General features: G+C 68.6%; 5 protein-coding genes. 4 read left to right on the plus strand and 1 reads right to left on the minus strand.

What is annotated here, in order from left to right:
- Positions 1 to 80: 80 nt before the first annotated feature.
- A complete protein-coding gene (gene msrA / locus AC27VN_RS34765) occupies positions 81 to 632 on the minus strand; it encodes a peptide-methionine (S)-S-oxide reductase MsrA (protein WP_093340113.1) in 552 nt (183 codons plus the stop codon).
- A gap of 100 nt (positions 633 to 732) precedes the next feature.
- On the opposite strand from msrA, the gene AC27VN_RS34770 reads away from it, so the two are divergent.
- The 4 genes from AC27VN_RS34770 to AC27VN_RS34785 form a co-directional block, all read left to right on the plus strand.
- Positions 733 to 1,446 carry a TetR/AcrR family transcriptional regulator gene (locus AC27VN_RS34770; RefSeq protein ID WP_093340115.1) on the plus strand — a complete coding sequence of 238 codons (714 nt, stop codon included), beginning with the start codon at positions 733 to 735 and terminating at the stop codon, positions 1,444 to 1,446.
- Between the two features lie 41 nt (positions 1,447 to 1,487).
- Positions 1,488 to 2,165: a protein-L-isoaspartate O-methyltransferase family protein gene (locus AC27VN_RS34775; RefSeq protein WP_490879547.1), complete on the plus strand. Its 678-nt coding sequence runs from the start codon at positions 1,488 to 1,490 to the stop codon at positions 2,163 to 2,165.
- A 13-nt stretch (positions 2,166 to 2,178) separates the two neighbouring features.
- Entirely contained in the window at positions 2,179 to 2,517 is a 339-nt protein-coding gene (locus AC27VN_RS34780; RefSeq protein WP_057596286.1) for a rhodanese-like domain-containing protein, read from the plus strand.
- A 24-nt stretch (positions 2,518 to 2,541) separates the two neighbouring features.
- The coding region (locus AC27VN_RS34785) for a TolC family outer membrane protein (protein WP_490879548.1) at positions 2,542 to 4,037 on the plus strand (1,496 nt) is incomplete at its 3' end.

Consider the following 4,037-nt stretch of genomic DNA (forward strand, 5'->3'; position numbering starts at 1 on the left):
CCAGCGCGAAGACGAGCGCGCGCTGCGAGCGGGTCGGGCCGGACGAAAGGGCGAGGTGCACGGGCGCGGCGGAAAGAGGATCAGGCCTTGACGCGCGCGGCGAAGGTCTTCTGGAACTTCTCGACCTTCGGTCCCACGACGAAGGCGCAGTAGCCCTGGTTCGGGTGGTTCAGGAAGTAGTCCTGGTGGTAGGCCTCGGCGGTCGAGTAGTTGTCGAGCGGCTTGACCTCGGTCACCACCGGCGAGGCATAGGTCTTGCCGGCCTCGATCTCGCGGATGACGTCGTCGGCCACCTGCTTCTGCGCCTCGGTCGTGTAGTAGATGCCGCTGCGGTACTGGGTGCCGACGTCGTTGCCCTGGCGGTTGAGCGTCGTGGGGTCGTGCACCACGAAGAAGATCTCGAGGATCTCGCGCAGGGCGATCTGCGCCGGGTCGAAAGTCAGCTTCACCACCTCGTTGTGGCCGGTGCGGCCGGTGCAGACCTGCTCGTAGCTGGGATTGACCGTCTGGCCGTTCGAATAGCCCGATTCCACGTCGACCACCCCCTGCACGCGGTCGAACACCGCCTCGGTGCACCAGAAGCAGCCGCCGCCGAGCACGATGGTTTCGGTGGTGGAAGGCGAAGAGGTCATGGGGGACTCCAGGAACGGACTGACAAGGGAACCCGATATTGTCGCGGCTTGACGCATTCGATGCGGCTCACTACATTACTAACCCGCGAGTCATTAAACAATGCCCACTCCCCGATTCCTTGCCGACAAGATCTGCCCGGTCCGCGCCAAGCGCGAGCGGCGCAAGGAGGCGCGCCCCGGCGAACTGCTGGCGGCGGCGCTCGATCTGTTCGTCGAGAAGGGCTATGCCGCCACCCGCTCGGAAGAAGTGGCGGTGCGTGCCGGCGTCTCCAAGGGCACGTTGTTCCTCTATTTCCCGAGCAAGGAAGAGCTGTTCAAGGCCGTGGTGGTCGAGAACCTCGGCGGCCGCTTCACCGAGTGGAACCAGGAATTCGAGACCTTCGAGGGCACCACGGCCCAGATGCTGCGCTACTGCATGCGCGTGTGGTGGGAGCGCGTGGGCCTGACCCAGGCCTCGGGCCTCACCAAGCTGATGATGAGCGAAGGCGCCAACTTCCCCGAGCTGGCGGACTTCTACCGCCAGGAGGTGGTGCGGCCGGGCCATGCGTTGCTTCGGCGCATCATCCAGCGCGGCATCGACCGCGGCGAGTTCCGGCCGGTCGACGTCGACCACACCATCTACTCGGTGGTCGCGCCAATGATCTTCCTGATGCTCTGGAAGCACTCGGCCAACCTGTGCGTCGACGAGGGCGACAACTTCGACCCGCTCAAGTACATCGAGATGCAGGCCGACGTGGTGCTCTACGGCCTCAGCACCCAGCCGCGGGCGCAGGCGGAACCCGACGAAGCCGCTGGCCCGTCGGGTGCCGCCTAAAATTGAAGGTTTGTCCTGACCCGCCCCCAGAAGGAAAACCCATGAGCACCGCCCCCACCCTCGAGCGCTTGCGCTTCAACATGATCGAACAGCAGATCCGCCCCTGGGATGTGCTGGACCTGGAAATCCTCGACCTGCTGGCGGTGATCCGCCGCGAGGACTACGTGCCCGAGGCGCACCGCGCGCTGGCCTTCTTCGACATGGAACTGCCGCTGCTCGACGGCTCGGTGCCCGGCGAATTCATGTTGTCGCCCAAGGTCGAGGCGCGCACGCTGCAGGACCTGCACATCCAGAAGCACGAATCGGTGCTCGAGGTCGGCACCGGCTCCGGCTTCATGGCCGCCCTGCTCGGCGCCCGCGCCGCCAAGGTGCTGTCGCTCGAAATCAATCCCGAGCTCGCCGCCCGCGCCGCCGAGACCCTGCGCCAGAACGGCGTGACCAATGTCGAGGTGCGCCATGCCGACGGCGCCGTGCCGCTGCCCAGCGGCCCGAGCTTCGACGTGATCGTGCTCAGCGGCTCGGTCGCGCGCATTCCGCAGAACCTGCTCGGCTCGCTCAAGGTCGGCGGCCGCCTGGCGGCGATCGTCGGCGACGAGCCCATGATGCGCGCCCACTTCGTGACCCGCAGCAGCGAAAGCAAGTGGGACACGATCCAGCCCTGGGACACGGTGGCGCCGCGCCTTTTGAACTTCCCCGAGCCGTCGCGCTTCGCGTTCTGATCGGGCCGGCCGCATGATCGATCAAGTCCGCCCCGCCGACCTCGCCGCCTGGTTTGCACAGGACGCCGACGCACCCGCCGTGCTGCTCGACGTCCGCGAGCCCTGGGAGCTGCAGACCGCGAGCGTCGCCCCGGCGGGCTTCACGCTGCTGGCGATCCCGATGAACGAGATCCCCGCGCGCCTGTCCGAGCTCGACGAGAACCAGCGCATCGCCTGCCTGTGCCACCACGGCGCCCGCAGCCAGCGCGTGGCCGCCTTCCTGCACCAGAACGGCTTTGCGCAACTGGCCAACGTGGCCGGCGGCATCGACGCCTGGTCCGCGCAGCACGACCCCGCCGTGCCGCGCTACTGATTCTTCCGCTCCCAAGGACTTTCAATGCCTCCCAGGCCCCGGCTCCTGCCTCTTTCCGCAGCCATCGCAAGCCTTCTTGCCACGCTGCTCGCATCGCCGGCCCAGGGCCAGACACTGAACGAACTCTACGAATCGGCGCGCGGCTTCGATGCCACCTACCAGGGCGCGCGCGCCCAGTACGACGCCAGCGTGGCGCGCGCGGCGCAGGCCAAGGCCGGCATCCTGCCGGCCGTGGGGCTCAGCGCGGGCGTGAACCGCAACAACCTCGACATCGACGTCATCACGGGCAACCAGCAGGGCAGTTCCTCGCGCGACTTCACGCAGCAGAACGTCGGCATCAACGCCACCCAGCCGCTGTACCGGCCCGCCAACTGGGCCACCTGGGAGCAGGGCAAGCGCCAGGCCGAGATCGCGCAGTCGGTGTTCACCATCGCCGAGCAGGACCTGATCGTACGCGTGAGCCAGGCCTATTTCGACGTGCTCGCGAGCCAGGACAGCCTGTCGCTGGTGCGCGCGCAGAAGGCGGCCGTGTCCGAGCAGCTCGCCTCGGCCAAGCGCAACTTCGAGGTCGGCACCTCCACCATCACCGACTCGCGCGAGGCCCAGGCCCGCTACGACCTCGTGGTGGCGCAGGAGATCGCGGCCGAGAACGACCTGCGCGTGAAGAAAATCGTGCTCGACCAGCTGGTCGGCCGCCCCGGCAGCGTGCCGGTGCCGCTGGCCGTGCCGGTGGTGCTGCCGACCGCGCAGCCGGCCGACATCGAGGCCTGGGTCTCGCAGGCCGATGCGGGCCACCCGGCGATCCGCCAGGCGCAGCTCGGCGTCGACGTGGCGGGCCTCGAGATCGAGAAGGCGCGCGCCGGCCACAAGCCCACGCTGGACGCCAACCTCGGCTACAACGTCACGCGCAACCCGAACGGCACCAGCACCAGCACCGTGGGCACGCGCATCAACGCCGCCACCGTGGGCGTGACCTTCAACCTGCCGCTGTTCGCGGGCTTCGCGACCGAGAACCGCATCAAGGAAACGCTGGCCCTCGAGGACCAGTCGCGCAGCGTGCTCGACGGCACGCGCCGCAACGTGGCGCAGGCCACGCGCGCGGCCTACCTCGGGCTGGTCTCGGGCGCGGGCCAGGTCAAGGCGCTCGAGGCCGCCGAGGCCTCGAGCCAGAGCGCGCTCGACGCCAACCGCCTGGGCTACCAGGTGGGCGTGCGCATCAACATCGACGTGCTCAATTCGCAGAGCCAGCTCTACCAGACCAAGCGCGACCTCGCGCAGGCGCGCTACAACGTGCTGCTGGGCAACCTGAAGCTGCGCCAGGCCAACGGCACGCTGACCGTGGCCGACATGGACGCCATCAACGCCACGCTGGCGAAGAACGGCAGCGTGCCCGCGGTGCCGGCCCCATCGACCACGCAGGCCGATCCGAACGCGGTGGCCGTGCCGCCCGCGCGGCCCAGCGTGCCGGTGGTGCCGCCGGTGCCGGTGGCGCCGTTCAATCCGCCGCCGCCCGCGATCCC

It is taken from the genome of Variovorax sp. 20P10.2.4 (genome assembly GCF_058244205.1).

Bases quoted from the DNA above. Each gene is read 5' to 3' on its own strand.
- msrA (WP_093340113.1), bottom strand. From the start codon at position 632: ATGACCTCTTCGCCTTCCACCACCGAAACCATCGTGCTCGGCGGCGGC.
- AC27VN_RS34770 (WP_093340115.1), top strand. From the start codon at position 733: ATGCCCACTCCCCGATTCCTTGCCGACAAGATCTGCCCGGTCCGCGCC.
- AC27VN_RS34775 (WP_490879547.1), top strand. From the start codon at position 1,488: ATGAGCACCGCCCCCACCCTCGAGCGCTTGCGCTTCAACATGATCGAA.
- AC27VN_RS34780 (WP_057596286.1), top strand. From the start codon at position 2,179: ATGATCGATCAAGTCCGCCCCGCCGACCTCGCCGCCTGGTTTGCACAG.